The following is a 14,465-nucleotide window of genomic DNA, read 5'->3' on the forward strand; positions in this document are numbered from 1 at the left end:
ATTACCTGGTCGGGCGCTCAGGCGCTTGTCGGGCGGGGGTACTGCTGCCGGAAGCCGCTATCTCGGCAACCGCCAGGGTGTTTTCAATGGTCAGCAGAACGATGAATTCGTCACCCTGGCGAACCATGCCGTGGATGAAATCGGCACGCACGGGATTGCCGAAGGCCGGCGCCGGTCTGATCTGGCTGGCGGCCACTTCGAGCACTTCGCTGACGGCGTCGACGATGATGCCCAGTACATGGGCGTCCTCGTCGTCCGTCACCTCGACGATGATGATGCAGGTGCGCTTGTCGATATGGCTGGGGCCTTGGCCGAAGCGCAACCCCAGATCAATGACCGGCACCACGGCGCCTCGCAGGTTGATGACCCCGTGAATGCAGGTCGCGGCCATGGGCACGCGTGTCAGTTGCGGGTACTCGATGATCTCGCGCACGCACAGGCCATCCAGTGCATAACGACGCGCGTTGAGCTCGAACGTCAGGTACTGCTGCGGCGCACTCGGCTCAGGCGCCAGAGGGACGAGTGCGGTAACGCCGCTCGCCGCTGTGGGTTGCTCGACATTGGCCGGACTGCTGGGAAGACTCATGGTGGTGTGGGCTCTGTCGTTGAGTTCAGGCTTCGCTGGCCGCAGCCAGGGCGCTGGTGCTTGGTTGGGCGAGGTCGGTCAGCAGGCTGGGGATGTCGAGGATCAGGGCCACGGCGCCACTGCCCAGAATGGTGAAACCACCGACGCCCCGGCAGTTGCCGAACAGCTTGCCGAGGGGTTTGATCACGGTCTGGAATTCACCCATCAGGTGGTCGACGACCAGGCCGGCGCGCTGGCCGGCATAGCTGACGACCACCACGTTCTCGCGTCTCGGGGGCTGACCCTCCTCATGGAACAGCTCGCGCAGGCGAATGAAGGGCAGCACTTCGCCGCGCAGGGAGATGTGTCCGCGGTCACGGCATGCGCCTGCTTCGAGCTCGATGCACTCTTCGACCAGATCCAGCGGGATCACGTAGCCGGCCTGACCGACACCGACCAGGAAACCGTCGATGATGGCCAGGGTCAGCGGCAGGCGGATGCGTACGCAGGTGCCTTCACCGAGGTGGCTGTCCAGTTCGATGTTGCCGCGCAGGGCGGAAATGTTTCGCTTGACCACATCCATACCGACGCCGCGCCCCGAGAGGTTGCTGACCTGCTCGGCGGTGGAGAATCCGGGCTCGAAGATAAGGTTGAATGTTTCCTTGTCGGTCAGTGTCTGCCCGTCGCTGATCAGCCCGCGATCACGGGCCTTGGCGAGGATCCGCTGAGGATCGAGACCACCGCCGTCGTCGGTCACTTCCAACACGATGCTGCCAGCGTCGTGGTAGGCGTTCAGGCGCACGTTGCCCTGTGCGGGCTTGCCTCGTGCCTGACGCACGGCCAGCGCCTCGATGCCGTGATCCATGGCGTTGCGTACCAGGTGAGTGAGCGGGTCGGTGATGCGCTCGACCACGGTCTTGTCCAGCTCGGTTTCGCCACCGCTGATGGACAGCGTGATGTCCTTGCCGATCTCGCGTGACACGTCGCGTACCACCCGCTGGAAGCGGTTGAAGGTGGCGCCGATCTGCACCATGCGCAGGGTCAATGCCGAGTCGCGTACTTCTTCCACGAGGCGTGAAAGTTGTTCGGTGGACTCCAGCATCTCGGCGTGGCCACATTGCTGGGCAGTCATGCGTGCGCCGGCACCAGCGATGATCAGTTCGCCTACCAGGTTGATCAGTTGGTCGAGCTTGCTGGCGTCGACGCGGATCAGGTTGTTCTCGTTGTTGCGACTTTCCTTGACCTGCTGCTGCTTCTGCAGCGCCGCTGCGATCACCGGTGGCTGCACCAGGCTTTCTTCCATCAACACCTGGCCGATGGGACGGGTTTCGGCTTCTTGCTGTCCCTGAACCTGGGCGTGGAGTACGTCCTGCAGTTCTGCGGCCGTGAGGGTGCCGCAGCGCATGAGGATTTCACCCAGGCGCATGTCTTCTTCGGGAAGGGCGCGGATCAGTTCGAGGTATTCGTTGGACTTGCTGTGCGGAGGCAGGATGCGGATCAGGCTGTCTTCGCGGACGAACTCGAAGGCGCCTTCGATAGTGGCCTTGTCGGCGTCACTGGCGAAGGCGACCTCGAAGCTGAGGTAGCAGGTTTCAGGATCCATCTCCGCCGCTGGCGGTACGCGGTCAAGCAACGGAACGATATTGACGATGCGACCAAAGGTATTGAGGTAGCGCAGCAAGGACAGCGGATCCATACCGTTGCGCAGGGTGTCGGGGCCAAAACGCAGTGACAGGTGCCAGTGGTCGGCGCTGAGACCGTCCTGGTTGCTGCGTTCGATCCGCTCATGATTGGCAGGCAGTCCGCCGGGATTTCTGGGTGGCGCCATGTAGGCGCTCAGACGCTCCCCGAGCAGACGATTCTGCTCCAGGCTCTCGGCGTCCAGTTGTTCGAGATCATGACCTTCGTCGAGGTGGGTGATGAGTTTGCCGAGGTGATCACCAACCTGCAGGAACAGCGCGGTGAGCGTTTCATCGAAGTGCAGTTCACCGTTGCGGATGCGGTCGAGGACGCTCTCGGCAATATGGGTGAAGTCGACGATGAGATCGAGGCCGAACAGTCCCGCCGAGCCCTTGATCGTGTGGGCGGCACGAAAGATCGCATTGATGGTGTCGGCGTCTTCGGGAGCACTTTCCAGCAGGAGCAGTGCTTCTTCCATCAGTTCGAGCAGTTCTCGGCTTTCAGCGATGAAGATCTTGAGTACTTCGTCCATATCCATACTGCGTCACTCGTCGCTGGGCTTGATCAGAATGGGGTCGCCGAAGAAGGAGGCGAGCCCGCTGAGTTCGAACGCCTCGATCACTGCCGGGCTGTGGTGGCTAAGGCGTAACTGACAGCCTTGGCGGCTGGCTTCCTGCTTGGTCAGCACCAATAGCTGGAGCCCCGCGCAGTCGAGTTCGTCGAGGGCCGAGAGATCCAGTTCGACTTCCGCGCCGGGCGCCAGGGCGCGAAGCAGCAGCCCCATGTGTTCGCTGACGCTATAGATGGTCAGCCCGCCTTCCAGAGGGAGGATGCGGTACAGGTTCTCGCCCGACGCTTCTGTCATGGCGTCGGCCTCAAGGCAGGATCAGCTTGGAGACGGCGGTGAGCATCTGCGCCGGCTGGAAAGGCTTGACCACCCAGGCCTTGGCACCGGCTGCGCGGCCTTCTTCCTTCTTCGCTTCGCCGGCCTCGGTGGTGAGCATGATCACCGGGGTGAACTTGTAGGCGGGCAGTTGCTTGACGTTCTTGAGGAAGGTGATGCCGTCCATGTTCGGCATGTTCACGTCGCTGATGATCAGGTGCACCTTGCGTCCATCCAGCTTGCCCAGTGCGTCCCTGCCGTCGCTGCCTTCGATCACGTCGTAGCCAGCGCCCTTGAGCGTGATGCTGACGACCTGGCGGATGGAGGCGGAGTCGTCGACGATGAGTACGGTCTTGCCCATGGGGTACCTCAGAAGAAAGTGATTTCGGAATCGTTACGCTTGCCGGGCGCTTCGCCCCGGTGAATGTCATGCTGCTCGGGCATGGTGTAGGTCTGGGCCAGCTCATCCAGCCAGCGCGGGATGTCCAGGGGCGCAGGTTGATGACCGAGCCGGCGTTGTTCGTGACGGGTGTGGATGTGCTCGAACAGCTTGTCGATGTCGCCGCTCACATGTCCGAGCATCTGGCTGATGCGGTCCTGGAACTGCAGCGATACCAGCACCTCGGCGATATCCTGGCCGACGGCTTCGCTCTGGCTGCGCATCGCTTCGTTGTGGCTGACGATGCCACCGGCACTCTGGTGGAAACGGGTGATCACGCCTTTGATCACGTCGCTGGCGTTGTTCAGGGTGACGGCGTCGGTCTTGGCGTATTCGCGGGAGATGTTCAGGGTCTTGTGGATGGCGCTATTGACGATGGTTACGGTCTCGCCGATGCGCTGGCCAGTGCTGCCGGACATGGTGGACAGCTTGCGCACCTCGTCGGCGACTACAGCGAAGCCTCGACCGCTTTCGCCTGCACGCGCGGCCTCGATAGCGGCGTTGAGCGCCAGCAGGTTGGTCTGTTTGGCGATATCGGCGACGTCCTGGGCCATCTCCTGCAACTGGTCGGTGAAGCTCGACAGCTCCATGACCTCCTTGAGCAGGGATTCCTTGCTGGCCAGTGCTTCGCGCAGCGCCATGATGATCATGTCCAGCTCATGCTGGCTGGTGGACAGCAGTGCGACCAGGCGGTTGCCGGCCTCGCGCTCGGGGCCGTTGCCCAGGCTCTGCTGAATACGCACGGCGAGGTTGGCGAAGCGCTCGCTCAGGGCGCTGATGGCTTCTTCCGTATGGCTGCGCGCGGAGTGGATCTGTTGCGACCACAGCGGCAACGTCTGTTCGCAAAGCTCCTCCACGTCCTGCTGCGGGTGTTGCTCGTCAACGCTCTGGACTGCAGCGGGTTGTGGCGCTGCTCTGTGTCGGATCTGCTGGAAGAGGAGTACACCGCCAACCGCCAGCAGGCCAAGCAGCGCCGGGAGGGTATCCAGCCAGCCAATGCCGACCAGAACAACAGCCACGATGCCGGCCAGCAGCGTTAGCGATGGGATAACCAGGGGGAGGTTCTGATCGCGCACTTCTTGGCTCCGCGACTGCTGGGGTCAGGTGATCGCGGAACAGTTGCCAGGCTAGAAGGGGAAGTTCCTGCAGGGTGCCTGTCATCGTTCCGTCGACAGTCGGAGCATGCATGAGGCACTTTGGCAGGGGGCATCGGGATGTGCTGGATTTACGCGTGAATTTATCCCGGTTGATGCTAGGGAAATCCTCAGCCTGGCTCGGATGTGCTGAGTTTGCTGGCGAATTTGATCAGGTCGGCATTGCTGGAAAAGCCCATCTTCTCCATCAGATTTATCTTATGCGTGCTGACGGTCTTGTTGCTGATCATCAGCTGCTCGGCGATCTGATTGACGCTAAGGCCATCTGCCAGTAGTCGCATGATCTGGAACTCTCGGTTGGTCAGGCTGTCCAGCCCGCTCGGCGGATTGGGCTTGAGGCTGTTCAGTGCGATCTGTTCGAGCAGATCCGGATCGATGTAGCGCGCACCAGTGCTGACCTTTTTTACCGCGGCGATCAGTGTCTCCGGCGATTGAGTCTTGGTCAGGTAGCCGGTGGCCCCCGAGCGCAACACACGTATGGCGACATGGGGATCGCAGTGCATGCTGAGCACCAGAATGGGCAGGTGCGGGTGTTGATGGATGACCCGCGATATGAGCGCTTCGCCGCTCAGGCCGGGCATGCTGATATCGAGCAGGAGGAGGTCTACGTGCGTCGCTCTCAGACGCTCCAGCGCCTGTAGGCCGTTGGCCGCCTCTTCGGCGATGTGGATGTCCTTGTCCAGTTCGAATAGCCGTTTCAGGCCCTCGCGCATGATCGTGTGATCGTCGACGATCATCAGATTGATCATAGGCATTCCTTATGTATTGATTTTTACAGGGAATATGGCCTGGACGATGGTGCCCTGGCCGGGGTGGCTGAAGATGATCACGGGGCCGCCGAGTTGTTTGCCACGCTCACGCATGCCTGAAATCCCAGTGGAGTCGGGCAGGATGTCGCTGAGGGTGAAGCCCTGGCCGTCATCGAATATCTCAAGGACATAATCGTTCTCGCGACGTTCCAGGCTTACCTCGGCTCGGCTGGCATTGGCATGGCGAAGAATGTTGGTCAGCGACTCCTGCACGATGCGATAGAGATGTGCTGCGCGACTGGGCTCCAGATCGACGTTCTGTTTGGGTTGGTTGAAGCGGCAGTCGATCTCCGACAATTGCCTGAACTCCTCGATCAGACCTTCGAGCGTACTGCTCAGGTTGTGCTGCAGTTGCCTGATAGGTGGGCCGTTGTGGATTTCACGAACCACATCGATGGCGCTGTGGGTGATGCTGGTCAGGCGCTCGATATGGCCTTGCATATCGGGGCGATCCTGGCCCAGGTGGATACGCAATACGCCCAGCCCTTGTTGCAAGGCAGTCAACTGCTGTCCCAGTTCGTCGTGCAGCTCGCGGGCGATGCGCTTGCGTTCCTGAACACGGGCTAGGGCGCACAACCTGGTCTGCTTCGAATGGCAACGAGGGCAGATGCTGTCGGTGTCTGAAGTTTTCTGTTTGCGAGGAGGGAGGTCGTAGCGGGAGAGCGTCGTTGTTATGTTCACGTTAGCTCTATCTCTTCTCTGCGCGGGGAGGGCAATCCACCGCAGTGCTGGCACGGATGTTGGGGATTCTTCGTCGTGTGCGAGCTGCAGGGAAGGAAGGATGCCCAACGTCGATAGACGTGACCGAAAGTGTGAGTCTTCACTCGTGTGAGACAGGCTCCTGACTTGGCACGTGCCTGTTTCTGCTTCCAGTCACCTGGATGAAGACCGGTGCCGTTCAGAGAAAGTCAGGCGCAGTTAACGTTTTAACTGCATCTGTTCCCGTAAACGAGCTTCTAGCGGTCTGAGGATGTGTCTAGGCGGGGCAAGGGCATCGGCCACCAGATGGCTGATACCTTCATGCGAAGGAGTGATCATGGTACGAGCTCTGCATGGTTGAGAACCTAGCATATCGCCCGTGCAGCTCGTGAGGACAGCGGGAAATTAGCCTCACGCTGGGATGTTGGCGTTACCGATAGCGATGTGTCGCCCTAGGGCATGAGCCAGGGCGACAGCAGAGAAGCCGTTCAGGAGGCCTGGTTCACTGTGGAATCTCGATGCCACGCATCCGCTCTGCGCGGCGACGCAGCAGCTCGATGGTCACCAGCAGGGCGATGGATACCAGGATCAGCAGCGTGGCGATGGCCAGGATGCTCGGGTTGATCTGCTCGCGCAGGCCCGAGAACATCTGCCTCGGGATGGTGCGCTGCTGCGGGCCGGCCATGAACAGGATCACCACCACTTCATCGAACGAGGTGATGAAGGCGAACAGGGCGCCGGAGATCACTCCGGGGCGAATCAGCGGCATGATCACGTCGAAGAACACGCGAATCGGCGTGGCGCCGAGGTTCAGCGCTGCGCGTGCCAGGCTGTAGTCGAAACCGGTCAGCGTCGCAGTGACGGTGATGATGACGAAGGGCGTGCCCAGCGCCGCGTGCGCCAGGATCACGCCCAGGTAGCCGCCGGCCAGGCCAAGGTTGGAGTAGAAGAAGAACATGCCGGCGGCGGTGATGATCAGTGGCACGATCATCGGCGACAGCAGCAGAGCGGTGATGAAGCGGCGAAACGGCATCTCGTCGCGGGCCAGGCCTACGGCGGCGCAGGTGCCCAGAATCGTGGCCAGAATGGTGGAGAGGATACCGATGAAGAAGCTGTTCTTGATCGCCAGAATCCACTTCGGGTCATTGAGGATCTCCCGGTACCAGCGCAGCGAGTAGGCCTCCGGATCGAGGGTGAGCATGCCTTCGGTGAAACTGAAGAACGGCTCGGCGTTGAACGATAACGGCACGATCACCAGGATCGGCAGGATCAGGAACAGCAGCACCAGCCAGGAGCTGGCCTTGAGCAGCCAGTTGCCGAGGTGGTGCCAGAAGCCGTAGTAGGCGGGGATTTTCATAGGCGTCTCATCCCAACTTGATGTTGCTGGCGCCGACGAAACGGTCGTACACCCAGTACAGCAACAGGATCAGCCCGAGCAGCAGCGAGCCTAGCGCAGCGGCCAGCTCCCAGTTGTTCGAGCGCTGCATGTGGAAGGCGATGATGTTGCTGATCATCTGCCCATCTGTACCGCCGACCAGTGCCGGGGTGATGTAGTAGCCCACCGAGATGATGAACACCAGCAACGCACCGGCGCTGAGGCCGGGCAGAGTCATCGGGAAGTAGATGCGGACGAACGCCGGGATAGGCTTGTCGCCCAGGCTCAGGGCGGCGCGCATGTAGCTGGGGTCGATGCCACGCATGACGCTGTACAGCGGCAGGATCATGAACGGCAGCAGGATATGGGTCATTGCCACCACGGTGGCGAACGAGGTGTAGAGCATCTCGAAGGGCTGGCTGATCACACCGATGCCCATGAGGAAGGAGTTGATCACGCCATTGGTCTGCAGCAGGGCTATCCATGAGGTGGTGCGCACCAGCAGGGATGTCCAGAACGGCAGCAGCACCAGCACCAGCAGCAGGTTGGCGCGGTTCGACGGCAGGCCGGCGAGGTAGTAGGCCAGTGGGTAACCGAGCAGGGCGCAGAGCAGGGTGATGACCAGCGCCATGTTTAGGGTTTTGGAGTACAGCTGCAGGTAGATCTGCGTGTCCTGACGCATCTGGATGCCCTCGTCGGGGTGCAGCTCCAGATCCAGGGCGGTGAGGTAGTAGTCGTAGGTATAGACCTTGCCGGAACGCTCGATGGCGTACCACAACTCGGGCTTGCTCCAGTTGCGATGGGCGTCGAGCAGGGTTTGCACACCCTGGGTCTGCAGTGCTTGTGCATCCAGCCGACCGATGCGCCGTGCAGTGGATTTGACCACGCTGGACATGCCCGTATAGGCGCGGTTGAACTCCTCCGAAAGCTTGCCGGAGAGACGCTGTTCGTTGAGTGCATGCAGTTCGCTGACGAAGACCTGCAGGGTCTTCTCGTCCGGAAGTTGCTTGTGATCTTCCCAGCGTTCGAGTTCGGCCAGGGTCAGTGGAATCAGTTCGGCCACGGTCGGGTGATACACGCTGCGCCACAGCATGGTGCCGATCGGGGCGACGAAAGTGACGATGATGAACAGCAGCAGCGGTACCACGAAGAGAAAGGCGGCGAGGCGTTTCTTGCGACGGGCTCTGGCGGCTTGGCCGGCTTCGCTGGTGGTCAGGGATGACAAGGCGTTACTCCGATGGATTCAGCCCAACTGCTCCCCCGGTTCCCGTGGGAGGCGCTTCAGCGGCGACGGTCGCGGCTAAAGCCCCTCCCACAGGTCGGAGGAAACAGGGCGCTGGTGTTTTACTTCAGCAGCCACTCATTGAATTTCTCGCCCAGCGACTCGCCGTAGTCGGCCCAGAACTCGGAACCGGCCTGGATGCCTTTGTCCAGGTGAGCGGTCGGCAGATGCGGTGTGGCGTTCTGGTCAGCCAGCGGCATGGACGACTTGCGGGTCGGGCCGTAGGCAACGTCCGGCATGCCGGCCAGCGGTTTGGAGCCGGTGGCGTACTTGATGAATTCCATCGCCAGGTCTTTCTTCTTCGAGCCTTTGACGATGGCCCAGGCATCGAGGTCGTAGACGTGGCCGTCCCAGACGATTTCGAACGGCTTCTTCTCCTGCACGATGGCGTCGTAGAAGCGACCATTGGCCGATTGCACCAGTACTGCGCCGCCGTCGTTGAGCAACTGCGGAGCCTGCGACCAGGAATCGAACCAGACGATGTCCTTCTTGATGCTGTCCAGCTTGTCGAAGGCGCGTTGCTGACCTTCCGGCGTGGCGAGCACTTCGTAGACTTCCTCGGGCGCCACGCCGTCGGCCATCAGTGCCCACTCCATGTTCACCTGCGGGCGTTTGCGCATGGCGCGCTTGCCTGGAATCTTGGCGGTGTCGAAGAAGTCGCCGATGCTGGTGGCCTTGGTGCCGCCGATGGTGTTGTCGTTGAAGGCGAAAACCACCGACCAGACGATGTTGCCCACTGCACATTCACTGGCCAGGGCCTCGGGAATGAAGTCCTGCGCTGCCGGGGTACCGTCGATGCCGGGTGGCAGAACGCTGTGGTCGAGGGTTTCCAGCAGGCCTTCGGAGCAGGCGCGCTCGAGGTCGATCACTTCGAAGTCGACCACATCCCACTGGATGTTGCCGGATTCGACCTGGGCCTTGATCTCGGCAACGCCACCCGAGTAGTCCTCGAACAGTACCTTGACCCCGGTATCTTTCTGATAGGGATCGATGACGTGTTTCTTCTGCGCGGCGCCATAGGAGCCGCCCCAGGACACCACGGTAAGGCTGTCCTGGGCGGTTGCGCTGCCCGTTGCCAGTCCCAGTGCCGCCACCAGGGCGAAGGTGGAAACGCTGGTAGTCAGTGATCTAGCCATTGCTGTGCTCCATTTGCTTCTACTAGTTGTGGGTGGGGACTTCCGATCGATCCAGCGCCTGGCTGTCTTCCGGCAGCCAGGCCAGGGCGACCTCTTCCTGAGTGCTGAGTTGCGGGGCTGAACTGTCGTTCAGGTTCTTCACCACCAGCTCGCTGCCGCTGGCGGTTTCGAAGTGGTAGCGGATGTATTCGCCGACGTAGTGGCGGGTGACGAAGCGGGCCTTGACCTGATTGCCCGCGCCGCCCAGGCGGTCGGTGAAGTTGAGTTTTTCCGGGCGTACCGAAACGGTGGTGGCTTGGCCGATTTCCGTGCAGTTGGCTTTCAGCGTGCTGACCAGGCCGCCATCTTGCAGGCGTACTTCGACGCGATCCTCGCCGACGCTTTCGATCACGCCGGGCAACTTGTTGCTTTCACCTATGAAGTCGGCGACGAACATGTTGGCCGGTCGCTCGTAAAGCACATGCGGCGGCGCGCATTGCTGCACCACGCCATTGTTGAACACGGCGATGCGGTCGCTCATGGTCAGCGCTTCGGTCTGATCGTGGGTCACGTAGATCACGGTGAAGCCGAGTTGCTCGTGCAGGCGCTTGATCTCGAACTGCATCTGCTCACGCAGCTTCTTGTCCAGCGCACCGAGCGGCTCGTCCATCAGCACGATGTCAGGGGCGAAGATCAGTGCGCGCGCCAGGGCCACACGCTGGCGCTGGCCGCCGGAGAGCTGGCCCGGGTAGCGGCCACCGAAGGCCTGCAATTCGACCAGGGCGAGGTACTGCTCGACCTTGGCGCGAATCTCGTCCTTGGGCAGCTTGCGAATCTTCAGGGGGTAGGCGAGGTTCTCGCGGATGGTCATGTGCGGGAACAGCGCGTATTGCTGGAAGACCATGCCGATGTTGCGAGCGTAGGGTGCGATGCTGGTAACGTTGCGGCCGTTGATCAGGATTTCGCCGCTGGTCACGTCTTCGAATCCGGCGAGCATCATCAGGCAGGTGGTCTTGCCGGAGCCGGAGGGGCCGAGCAGGGTGATGAATTCCCCCTTGGCCACGTTGAGGTTGAAGTCCTTGACCACCAGGGTCTTGTGATCGTAGGTCTTCTTTACGTTGGTGAATCGCAGGAACGCGTCGTTCCCAGCTTGCGCAGTCATAATCCTCCCCGGCATTTATCCAAGAGATGCCGCAAATATGGAGCCAGCTCGTGGCCAGGGCTCCAACTTCTGAGTCGATTCGCCCCTTTCGTGTGGGGGATCGTTATGCTGATAGCTAAAAGCAATAAGCAAGCCAGCCGACCGGTGATCGGCTGATAGCGCTCTGCTACGTAGGTTGAAGCCTAGCCCAGCTTGAACGAGATGCGAGGCGGGTGTGGGGAGAGGTAACAGTGCCGGGAGGAAAGGGGCACCTGTCGACACGCACTTGGCAGGTGCACGCTCTGGAGAACGTCCCTGTTTCGGCGCGTGTCGCTACGGAGGGGGCGTTGGTGTAAGGGCGCGACGGTTTTGGCATAGACGCACAGCTTATTTGGCACGATCCTCTCAGGAGAGGTTGTCAGTTTTGCGCGGGGTATTTGGCATCCTCGACTGCCTATGACTGTTGTCGATCAGGAAAGGGTGACTGCTGCGTGGGAAATGGCAGAGGTAGCGGACTGGAGTGGACTATGGCGCATATTTCTGACGAGGCAGATAGGCAACGTCTGCCCACAGACTTGGTATGTACCGTCAACAGCATTTCGTGATTGCTCTCGCCACACCCGTTTGTGCAGTGGAGCTCGAGGTGGAAGACGCTTGTGGTCTTATAGACCAGACCACAGCGCCTATCGGCTATAGCTTTGTCTCTAGATTACGCGCGGACAGATGCGTTTCTTGCTAGGGGCGGGAGTTTTGCTCGACTTGCAGGCTAGCGTTGCTAGTCGGCGACCCGTTCAGGTGCTGTAACACTCGAAACGGGCCGCTCTTTCTTTACTTCGTGGCGCTGATGCCCCTCCAGCGGAAACTGCCGTAACGCCTGGCGCCGCCCAGTCGGACGCCCGCCCACATGAGCCAGGCCCGCCAGCGCGCTACACCACTGGAGCGAAGGGCGTTGTAGAACACCTGGTCAGCCTCTTTTCGGCCTAGCTCTGCAGTGAAGTACAGGCGGTCATGAATGACTGCCGCTGCATCGCCGTAGCCGACCACGCCGGCATAGAGCGCAAAGGCGCCATAGCCAAGTGAGCCGATGAAGGCGCCCATGCTCGGCCAGAACCAGCCGACTACCAGGCTCAGGGCCAGCAGTATCCAGGCGATGGTGCGCAGCGGCTTGACGCTGGCGAAGTCCGTCTCGAAACCAGCCGGCACGCTGATGGTGCCGTGAGCCTGGTCTCGATAGGTGAAGCTGCTGAGTAAGCGAGCGTCGCCGCCATTGGTCGCCAGATCTACTCGCAACGGTTCCTGGAAGTGATTCGTCATGGCCACCACTTGTCGTCGGTGAAGTCGGCTGGAATTGGCTCCATGCCCTTGACCAGGCGACCGGCGAAGATCAGAGCCTGTTTACGCTCGGCCGCCGCCTTACCGAAGGCCACCACGGTTTGCGCGTCCATTGGCACAAGACTGTTGTCGCTGGCGATCCAGGTGAAGTCTTGATCAGGGTTCGACCAGCGCAGATCGTCGGGCTGGGCACCACCTACGACGGCCATAAAGCCCAACTGCGCAGCGCCTGCGATGTTCTCGCGGTCGGTAGCACGACTCTGGAACATCACGTCCTGGAACTCGACGCCGGCGTCAATCCGGCGGTCGCGCTCTATATCAACATCCAGCGCTGTCGGTTGGGTGACTGGGTTTAGGTGCTCCTCGATCTCAGCACCAGTCATCGCGGCCAGGCCTGCCGGAATGAACTCGTCCTGCGAACCATCCGCCTCGAATGCGTAAACGTTGCCAGCAACGTCTTTGAAATACTTCATCATCATGTCCTCATCTCCAGCCAAAGCAGTGTTCCAGTCAGGGAATTCAGGCGGTATGTCCACCCGTTTGGAACGACAAACGACACGCTAACCATGTCTGTCCCTGGGGCTGCGTATGACTGATTTCCGAATTCAGGGAGGCTACCGACCTGCGCCGTCAATCTGGAGTTGCCGTCGCTGCTAGCACCGATCAGAACTTCAATAGAGCGGCCGGTGGTGTTCGTATAGATCGTGCCAATTGCTCGACTGGCAGTGACGTCCTGCCAAGTCTGCCCATCCCCAAGGCCTCTTGGCCGTGTTTCCAGAGCCGCGACTCGGCCAACCAGTGCAGCGTAGTCAGAAGCCAACTGCGCCGCGTCAGCGCTGCCAGGATTGGTCACGCTGCCGAAAATCTTGATGATCCAGCAGCCCGTGACATTAAGGGGGCGGGTTTCTGCGCCCACTGACGGAGCCCCATGCGCGCCCGCATACACGGCGCTGCTCGTAAGCATCAGCTCACGAACATTTGTATCGTTTGACGTGACACCGAGCCCCGACTGGCTAGGGCCAGTCGCTGCAGTCGAGTTACCAAGCCTGCCGGCGGTAAATTCTGCGGTTGCGTGGCGGTGATCCATCATCTGACTAGCCTGAATCGCACCAGCCACCGCAGCAGACAGCGCACCATCACCTCGCATGAATACAGCGCCCAGTGAGCCTGCCGCTTTGCCGTTGTAATCCGGCAGGCGGAACGATGTAGAACCATCGCCAGCGGTGTACTTGCCACGCTCGGTCGCGGTGCTGAGCCAGGTCGCATCGGCGACGCTAGGGACGTTGCCGGCCTGAATTCCTGCCCAGGCATCAGGGAACGTCGCACGCGAGAGCAACTGCCCATCAGCTGGGGCGTAGCCGGCCGGGATACTGGCGCGGTTCGGCCACCACTGGGCCATAAAGAGTGGGATCGATGCGTCAGAGGCCCCGGCCTGGGTCAACAGCACCGAGACGATGGCATCAGCCTCGGGCAAACCACCCGAGCCACTGACATAGTCAACCGGAATTGAGCGGTAAGTCCCATGATCAACAGCCAGACCAGTCACGCGCAGGCGGTGCGACAGCTCGGCCGTATCGCGTTCCTGGAGCGTGATGGTGTCGCCGGCACGCAGCAGCCCCAGGCTTTGGGCAAAGTCGACGTCCTCGGCGCTGATCTCTTCAATGAACAACGTGGTGGCCGAGCCTGGCGTGGCATTGTTCAGAGCGATGCGCCCGGCGCCAGGATTACCTGCCGTGCTGCTGCTCCAAAGCCATTGACCGAAGTTTGTGGCCGCGCCACCGCGTAGGCGACGAATCGCCTGCAGTAACTGGCTGTCGTCGTCTTTGTCCAGCTCGATGCCGGCCGACTCGACCACCTGCACCAGCTCGCGCTGCACCATGTTGAAGTAAGAGGCGAGCATTGGTGTTGCCTGCTGCCCCGTGGCGGGATTACCGGAGCGCCATTCGCCGCTCTCGGTTGCCCGTTCTGTATATGCACCTATTTTTTCCATG

General features: G+C 61.0%; 14 protein-coding genes. All 14 read right to left on the minus strand.

Features of this window, described 5'->3' with window-relative positions; genetic code table 11:
- Nucleotide 1: 1 nt before the first annotated feature.
- The 14 genes from C7A17_RS12890 to C7A17_RS12955 all read right to left on the minus strand — a co-directional run bounded on the left by C7A17_RS12890 (nt 2) and on the right by C7A17_RS12955 (nt 14,464).
- Entirely contained in the window at nt 2-586 is a 585-nt protein-coding gene (locus C7A17_RS12890) for a chemotaxis protein CheW (RefSeq protein ID WP_106738411.1), read from the minus strand.
- 25 nt (nt 587-611) lie between these two features.
- On the minus strand, nt 612-2,783 hold the full coding sequence (locus C7A17_RS12895) for a chemotaxis protein CheA (RefSeq protein WP_106738412.1): 2,172 nt from the start codon (nt 2,781-2,783) through the stop codon (nt 612-614).
- Between the two features lie 6 nt (nt 2,784-2,789).
- The gene (locus C7A17_RS12900; RefSeq protein WP_106738413.1) at nt 2,790-3,110 is read right to left on the minus strand and encodes an STAS domain-containing protein; all 321 of its coding nucleotides are present in this window, start codon (nt 3,108-3,110) and stop codon (nt 2,790-2,792) included.
- A gap of 10 nt (nt 3,111-3,120) precedes the next feature.
- Nucleotides 3,121-3,489, minus strand: a complete 369-nt coding sequence (locus tag C7A17_RS12905; RefSeq protein ID WP_106738414.1) for a response regulator — start codon at nt 3,487-3,489, stop codon at nt 3,121-3,123.
- Nucleotides 3,490-3,497: 8 nt separating this feature from the next.
- The gene (locus C7A17_RS27265; protein WP_106738415.1) at nt 3,498-4,643 is read right to left on the minus strand and encodes a methyl-accepting chemotaxis protein; all 1,146 of its coding nucleotides are present in this window, start codon (nt 4,641-4,643) and stop codon (nt 3,498-3,500) included.
- A gap of 188 nt (nt 4,644-4,831) precedes the next feature.
- Nucleotides 4,832-5,470, minus strand: a complete 639-nt coding sequence (locus tag C7A17_RS12915; protein ID WP_106738416.1) for a response regulator — start codon at nt 5,468-5,470, stop codon at nt 4,832-4,834.
- 9 nt (nt 5,471-5,479) lie between these two features.
- Nucleotides 5,480-6,106, minus strand: a complete 627-nt coding sequence (locus C7A17_RS12920) for a sensor histidine kinase (RefSeq protein ID WP_199796427.1) — start codon at nt 6,104-6,106, stop codon at nt 5,480-5,482.
- A gap of 625 nt (nt 6,107-6,731) precedes the next feature.
- Complete coding sequence (locus tag C7A17_RS12925) at nt 6,732-7,586, minus strand: ABC transporter permease (RefSeq protein ID WP_106738418.1); 855 nt, start codon at nt 7,584-7,586, stop codon at nt 6,732-6,734.
- A gap of 7 nt (nt 7,587-7,593) precedes the next feature.
- Complete coding sequence (locus C7A17_RS12930) at nt 7,594-8,829, minus strand: ABC transporter permease (protein WP_106738419.1); 1,236 nt, start codon at nt 8,827-8,829, stop codon at nt 7,594-7,596.
- 119 nt (nt 8,830-8,948) lie between these two features.
- Nucleotides 8,949-10,022 (minus strand): ABC transporter substrate-binding protein, encoded by a 1,074-nt coding sequence (locus C7A17_RS12935; protein WP_106738420.1) that lies wholly within the window; start codon nt 10,020-10,022, stop codon nt 8,949-8,951.
- Between the two features lie 22 nt (nt 10,023-10,044).
- Nucleotides 10,045-11,163: an ABC transporter ATP-binding protein gene (locus C7A17_RS12940; protein ID WP_106738421.1), complete on the minus strand. Its 1,119-nt coding sequence runs from the start codon at nt 11,161-11,163 to the stop codon at nt 10,045-10,047.
- An 807-nt stretch (nt 11,164-11,970) separates the two neighbouring features.
- A complete protein-coding gene (locus C7A17_RS12945) occupies nt 11,971-12,456 on the minus strand; it encodes a DUF1353 domain-containing protein (RefSeq protein WP_106742903.1) in 486 nt (161 codons plus the stop codon).
- Nucleotides 12,453-12,953, minus strand: a complete 501-nt coding sequence (locus C7A17_RS12950; RefSeq protein ID WP_106738422.1) for a DUF4376 domain-containing protein — start codon at nt 12,951-12,953, stop codon at nt 12,453-12,455. The genes C7A17_RS12945 and C7A17_RS12950 overlap by 4 nt, the downstream gene beginning before the upstream one ends.
- Nucleotides 12,950-14,464 (minus strand): phage tail protein, encoded by a 1,515-nt coding sequence (locus C7A17_RS12955; RefSeq protein ID WP_106738423.1) that lies wholly within the window; start codon nt 14,462-14,464, stop codon nt 12,950-12,952. Before C7A17_RS12955 ends, C7A17_RS12950 begins: the two co-directional genes overlap by 4 nt.
- Nucleotide 14,465: the final 1 nt, after the last annotated feature.

Source organism: Pseudomonas mendocina (assembly GCF_003008615.1).
Taxonomy (GTDB): Bacteria; Pseudomonadota; Gammaproteobacteria; order Pseudomonadales; family Pseudomonadaceae; genus Aquipseudomonas; species Aquipseudomonas mendocina_C.